Source organism: Isoptericola sp. NPDC056134, assembly GCF_042264825.1.
Taxonomy (GTDB): domain Bacteria; phylum Actinomycetota; class Actinomycetes; order Actinomycetales; family Cellulomonadaceae; genus Isoptericola; species Isoptericola nanjingensis.
Genome location: NZ_JBHJVM010000050.1, coordinates 1 through 6133, shown reverse-complemented (window position 1 = coordinate 6133; position 6133 = coordinate 1). Strand labels below are relative to the sequence as shown.

General features: G+C 72.7%; 7 protein-coding genes. 6 read left to right on the top strand and 1 reads right to left on the bottom strand.

Annotated elements, in window-relative coordinates; all coding sequences use genetic code 11:
* Positions 1-60: 60 nt before the first annotated feature.
* Positions 61-609 carry a YceI family protein gene (locus ACFCZN_RS21065; RefSeq protein WP_430558056.1) on the bottom strand — a complete coding sequence of 183 codons (549 nt, stop codon included), beginning with the start codon at positions 607-609 and terminating at the stop codon, positions 61-63.
* Positions 610-711: 102 nt separating this feature from the next.
* On the opposite strand from ACFCZN_RS21065, the gene ACFCZN_RS21060 reads away from it, so the two are divergent.
* The 6 genes from ACFCZN_RS21060 to ccsB all read left to right on the top strand — a co-directional run bounded on the left by ACFCZN_RS21060 (position 712) and on the right by ccsB (position 6071).
* Positions 712-1218 carry a MarR family winged helix-turn-helix transcriptional regulator gene (locus ACFCZN_RS21060; RefSeq protein ID WP_430558055.1) on the top strand — a complete coding sequence of 169 codons (507 nt, stop codon included), beginning with the start codon at positions 712-714 and terminating at the stop codon, positions 1216-1218.
* A gap of 66 nt (positions 1219-1284) precedes the next feature.
* Positions 1285-1929, top strand: a complete 645-nt coding sequence (locus tag ACFCZN_RS21055; protein WP_429764964.1) for a histidine phosphatase family protein — start codon at positions 1285-1287, stop codon at positions 1927-1929.
* Positions 1930-1949: 20 nt separating this feature from the next.
* Complete coding sequence (locus ACFCZN_RS21050) at positions 1950-2549, top strand: TlpA family protein disulfide reductase (protein WP_430558054.1); 600 nt, start codon at positions 1950-1952, stop codon at positions 2547-2549.
* Entirely contained in the window at positions 2549-3328 is a 780-nt protein-coding gene (locus ACFCZN_RS21045; RefSeq protein WP_430553414.1) for a cytochrome c biogenesis CcdA family protein, read from the top strand. The genes ACFCZN_RS21050 and ACFCZN_RS21045 overlap by 1 nt, the downstream gene beginning before the upstream one ends.
* A complete protein-coding gene (locus ACFCZN_RS21040) occupies positions 3328-5064 on the top strand; it encodes a cytochrome c biogenesis protein ResB (protein WP_429764959.1) in 1737 nt (578 codons plus the stop codon). Before ACFCZN_RS21045 ends, ACFCZN_RS21040 begins: the two co-directional genes overlap by 1 nt.
* Positions 5065-5066: 2 nt before the next feature.
* Positions 5067-6071, top strand: coding sequence for a c-type cytochrome biogenesis protein CcsB (gene ccsB / locus ACFCZN_RS21035; protein ID WP_430558053.1), 1005 nt, complete (start codon positions 5067-5069; stop codon positions 6069-6071).
* The last annotated feature ends 62 nt before the right edge of the window (positions 6072-6133 follow it).

Genomic DNA, 6133 nt, shown 5'->3' with positions numbered 1-6133 from the left:
GGTGCGGCCCCGTCCGGGCTTCTCTATCTCGCGGGTCTGGCTTCTCTATCTCGGCGAGGGTCAGCTCTGCTTGATGGCCGAGACGTCGAGGGCGATCTTGACCTTGTCGCCCACGAGGACGCCGCCGGTCTCGAGGGCGGCGTTCCAGGTCAGGCCGTAGTCCTTGCGCGAGATCTCGATCTCGGACTCGAAGCCCGCGCGCGGGTTGCCGAAGGGGTCGGTGGCGGTGCCGGTGAACTCGGTCGGCAGCTCGACCGCGTTGGTGACGCCGTTGATCGTGAGGTCGCCGGTGATCGTGTAGTCGTCACCGTCGGTGGAGATGCCCTTGGACGCGAAGGACCAGACCGGCTTCTCCTCGGCGTGCCAGAAGTCGGCGCTCTTCAGGTGGCCGTCGCGGTTCTCGTCGCCCGTGTTGACCGACGCGGCGTCGAGCTCCGCGGTGACGGCCGTGGACTCGAGGTCGTCACCCACGGTGATCGCGCCGGACGCGATGGCGATCGTGCCGCGCACCTTGGCGATCCCGGCGTGGCGCACGGAGAACGAGGCGGTCGAGTGGGCGGTGTCGATGGCGTAGGTACCGGCGGTCAGGCCTGCGGGCAGCGCGGTCATGGTGTCTCCCTCGGGTTGGGTCGTGCTGACGTTCACCAAGATAGTTGATGAATCAACTATCGTCACGAGGGGTGGAACGCGGCGCTCTCGTAACCTATTCCCGTGGGTGCGACGAGTGCGCGGGAGCGCGACGACGAGGACCGGGCGGACGTGCGCTGGCTCGACGTGGAGCAGCAGTGGGCATGGCGACGGTTCCTCGAGGGGACGTCCCGCTTCTTCGAGGCGCTCGGGGACGCCCATGACCAAGGGCTGCCCGTCACGCTCGGCGAGTACCACCTGCTGGTGCAGCTCTCCGAGGCGCCGGGCCGGACGCTCCGGATGTCGGCGCTCGCGGACTTCCTCGCGCTGTCGCGCAGCCGCCTGACGCACACGGTCGACCGCATGGAGCGGCGCGGGCTCGTGGTCCGCATGCCGGTGCCGGGCGACCGTCGCGGCGTGAACTGCGTCATGACCGACGCCGGGTACGCGGCGCTCGTCGATGCCGCACCCGGCCACGTCACCGCCGTCCGTCGCCTGCTGGTGGATGCCCTCACCCCCGAGGAGTTCGCGACCCTGGGCCGCGCCATGGCGAAGGTGGCGGACGCGGCCAGGGGGCCGGCGGCACCCTGACGTGAGCGCCGTCACGCTTGGCTGGACGGGACCTGGGTACCCCGGAGTTCTGGGACACTGGGACCCATGGCCACCACCACCGTCCATCTCGTACGGCACGGCGAGGTCCACAACCCGGACGGCGTCCTCTACGGGCGCATCCCCGGCTACCGCCTGTCCGACCGCGGCCAGGCGATGGCGCGCCGCGTGGCGCAGCACCTGTCCGGCGCGGGCCGCGACGTCGTCGCCGTCGTCGCCTCCCCGCTGCAACGTGCGCAGGAGACCGCGACGCCCACGGCCGAGGCCTTTGGCCTGACGCTCGCCACCGATCACCGGCTCGTCGAGGCGGGGAACCACTTCGAGGGCACGACGATCGGGAAGAACCCGGGGCAGCTCGCCAACCCGAAGTACTGGCGCTACCTGTGGAACCCGCTGCGCCCGTCGTGGGGCGAGCCGTACGCGGACCAGGTGACCCGGATGCGTGCCGCCGTGGACGACGCGCGTCGCGCCTACGAGGGCCACGAGGTCGTGCTGGTCAGCCATCAGCTCCCGGTGTGGGTCACGCGCCGGTCGTACGAGGGCGGCTCCCTGGCGCACGACCCGCGCCGTCGTCAGTGCGCCCTCGCGTCGATGACGTCGCTGACGTTCGACGGCGAGACGTTCGTGGGCCTGCACTACACCGAGCCCGCCGCCGACCTGCTCGCCGGCGCCGACCCCGTGCCGGGGGCATGATGCGCACCGTCCGATCGCGCGTGCTTCGGCGCTCCTCCGCCGCTGTCGGCGCCGTCCTCGGCCTCGGCCTGCTCGCCGCGTGCGGCGCCCAGGACTCGGGCGCCGGCGACGTCGTCGGGCAGGGCTTCGTCTCCGGCGACGGCTCCGTGAAGCAGTGGGACGCGGGCGACCGCGAGGACCCCGTGACCGTCGAGGGCACGTCGTTCGAGGGCGACGAGGTGAGCACCGCCGACTGGCTCGGCGACGTCGTCGTGGTCAACACCTGGTACGCCGGGTGCGCGCCGTGCCGCGCCGAGGCCCCCGACCTCGTCGCCCTGGCCAACGAGCGCGAGGCCGACGGCGTGCAGGTGCTCGGCATCAACACGGAGGACGAGGCCGGCGCCGCCACCTCGTTCCAGCGCACCTTCGACGTGCCCTACCCGTCGATCGAGGACCGCAGCGGACAGGTCGTGGCGAGGCTGTCCGGCGTCGTGCCGCTGCAGGCCGTGCCGTCGACCGTCGTGCTCGACGCCGAGGGTCGCGTCGCGGCCCGCGTCATCGGCCAGGCCGAGGCGTCGACGCTCGACGCGATCGTCGACGAGGTGCTCGCCGAGTCGGGCGACGGCGCGAAGGGCGCCTGATGGGCGAGACGTTCGCGACCACGGTGTTCAGCGGCTCGATGCTGCTGGCGCTGCCCGTGGCGCTGATCGCCGGCCTCGTGTCGTTCGCCTCGCCGTGCGTGCTGCCGCTGGTGCCCGGCTACGTCGGGTACGTCAGCGGCATGGCCGCCGCGTCGGCCGGCACGGGCGCGAAGGGGCGGCCCGGGGTGCCCCAGGACCCGGCCCGCCGCCGCGTCGTCGCCGGCGTGGCCCTCTTCGTCCTCGGCTTCACCGCCGTGTTCGTGGCGTTCATGGCCGCGGCGGGTGCCATCGGCTCCTACCTGGTGCAGTGGGAGGGCACGATCATGCGGGTGCTCGGGGTCGTCGTGATCCTCATGGGCCTCGCCTTCCTCGGCGCCGTGCCGTTCCTGCAGCGCGAGCGGCGCATGCACCTGAGCCCCCGGGCGGGCCTGTGGGGCGCGCCGCTGCTGGGCGTCGTGTTCGGCCTCGGCTGGACCCCTTGCATCGGCCCGACGCTCGCGGCCGTGCAGACGCTGGCGCTCGACCAGGCGTCGGCCGGCCGCGGCCTGGTGCTCGGCGTCGCGTACTGCGTCGGGCTGGGCGTGCCGTTCCTGCTCGTGGCGCTCGGGCTGCAGTCCTCGCAGCGCATGCTCGGTTTCCTGCGCCGGCACCGCCTGGGCATCCAGCGCGCGGGCGGCGCCCTGCTGGTGCTGGTCGGCCTGGCGCTGGTCACGGGGCTGTGGTCCACGTGGACCAGCCAGCTCCAGGGCTGGATCGGCGGATTCGTGACGGTGGTGTGATGAGCGAGAAGGCGACGTACCGACCGGAGGGCATCAACGACGCGTTCGTCGAGGGCCGCGCCGACGCCGGGCCCTCGTCCCCGGCCGAGGGGCCGGCCAGGCCCGCCGGCCCGAGCCTGCCCACGCTGGGCTGGCGCGGCATGCTGCGCTGGACGTGGCGCCAGCTCACGAGCATGCGCGTGGCGCTCATGCTGCTCATGCTGCTCGCCGTCGCGGCCGTCCCCGGCTCGGTGCTGCCGCAGCGCGGCCAGGACGCCGCCGCCGTGCTCGAGTACCTCGGCGACCACCCCACGCTGGGGGAGTGGCTGGACCGGTTCGGCTTCTTCGAGGTCTACAGCTCGGTCTGGTTCTCGGCCATCTACATCCTGCTGTTCGTCTCCCTCGTGGGCTGCATCGTGCCGCGCACGCTCGCGCACGCCCGCAACCTGCGGAACCGGCCGCCCCGGACGCCGGTGCGGTTCGGCCGCTTCCCTGCCACCGCCGAGACCAGCACGACGGCGTCGCCCGACGAGGTCGTCGAGGCCGTGGCCGGCCACCTGCGCGGCCCGCTGCGTCGCCTGCCCACGTTCCGCGTCGACGTCGGGTCGGAGGAGCCGCGGCTCGGCCGCCCGGCCACCCGCACGGTGGCGGCGGAGCGCGGCTACCTGCGCGAGACCGGCAACCTCGTGTTCCACCTCGCCCTGCTGGGCCTCCTGGTGTCGGTCGCCCTCGGCCAGCTGATGCACTACCGCGGCCAGGCGATCGTCACGGAGGGCCGCGGCTTCGCGAACGCCGTCGTGGACTACGACACCTTCGACAAGGGCGCCTGGTTCCGGCCGGCGTCGCTGTCGCCGTTCTCGATGACGCTCGACTCGTTCGACTCCGAGTTCGCCTCCGACACCGTGGCGTTCGCGCAGGCGCGCGACTTCACCGCACACGTGACGGTCACCGAGCCGGACGGCGGCCAGCACTCCGACCAGATCAAGGTCAACTCCCCGCTGACGGTCGACGGCGCCAAGATCTACCTGCAGGGCAACGGCTTCGCCCCGGAGATCACCGTCAAGGACGGCGCCGGCGAGATGGCGTTCTCCGGCCGCGTCCCGTTCCTGCCCGAGGACACCATGTACACGTCGCGCGGCGTCGTGAAGGTGCCGGACGTGTCGGAGGGCCAGGAGCAGATCGGCCTGGTCGGCTACTTCCTGCCCACCGCCGTCGTCGACCAGGACGGGTCGGCCCGCTCCGTCTTCCCGCAGCCGCAGAACCCGCTCATGGTGCTCGAGGTGTACCGCGGCGACCTGGGCCTGGACGACGGCGTGCCGCAGAACGTGTACCGCCTCGACACCGCGTCCCTCACGCCGTCGGTGGACGAGGACGGCGAGACGATCAAGCTGCTCGTGAAGCCGGGGGAGACGGTCGAGCTGCCCGACGGCCTCGGCACCGTCACCCTGGGGCAGGACGTGCCCCGCTACGTCGCCCTCGACCTGCGGTACGACCCGTCCCTCGCCTGGGTGCTGACCTTCTCCCTGCTGGCCCTCGCCGGCCTCGCGGTCTCGCTGTTCACGCCGCGCCGCCGCGTGTGGGTGCGATCATGGGAGACCACGGACGACGACGGCAGGGCCGTCACGCACGTCGAGCTCGCCGGGCTCGCGCGCGGGGACGACGCCGGCCTGCAGCGCGAGGTCGACAAGGCCCTGGCAGCGGTGCCGGGCCACGCCGACGATCCCGACGACCACCAGAGAACCGCCACGGAGGACTGACCATGCAGATCGCCGAGCTGAGCGTGCTGCTCGTCTGGGGCGCCGCCACGGCGCTCACGATCGCGCTCGTCGCGTTCGCGATCGACCTGGGCCGGCGCACGGAGGCGCGGGCCGAGGCCCACGCCGAGGCGCGCACGCCCGTCGCGGTGGGGGCCGCGTCCCGGCCCACGCGCGCGCCTGCGAGCACGGTGCCCGGCGCCGGGGACGGCGCGTCCGCCCCCGCGCGCCGTCGTGCCGCGGGCATCGCGATGTCGACCACCTGGCTGGGCACCGCCCTGCTCCTCGCGGCCATCGTGCTGCGCGGGCTCGCCGCGGGCCGCACCCCCTGGGCGAACATGTACGAGTTCACGCTGGTGGGGTCGTTCATGGCGCTCGCCGTGTTCCTCGGCATGAACGTGCGCAAGGACTTCAAGTTCCTCGGCGCGTTCGTCACCGGCCTGTCCGTGCTGTTCCTGGTGCTCGGCCTGAACGTCTTCTACGTGGCGGCGACGGGCGTGCAGCCGGCCCTGCAGAACTACTGGCTGGTCATCCACGTGGGCGTCGCGATCAGCGCCACCGGCATCTTCACCGTCGCGTTCGTGGCCTCGGTGCTGCAGCTCGTGCGCGACAGCCGCGACTCCGGGTCCCCGTACCTGCAGCGCCCCGGCTTCCGCTGGCTCGACCGCGTGCCCACCCCGACGTCGCTGGAGGCCCTGTCCTTCCGCCTCAACGCCGTCGGCTTCGTGCTGTGGACCTTCACCATCATCGGCGGCGCCATCTGGGCCGAGCACGCCTGGGGCCGCTACTGGGGCTGGGACCCCAAGGAGGTCTGGAGCTTCGTCATCTGGGTCGTGTACGCGGCGTACCTGCACGCCCGCACGACCCGCGGCTGGGACGGCCGCCGCGCCGCCTGGTTCGTCATCGTCGGCTACCTGTGCGTGCTGTTCAACTTCACGGGCGTGAACCTGATCTTCAACGGCAAGCACTCGTACTCGGGCCTCAACACCGACACCACCGGCGGCGCCTGAACCCTGCCGAGATAGAGAGGCTCCCCGCCGAGATAGAGAGGGACGGGCCGGCGGTGCCGGCC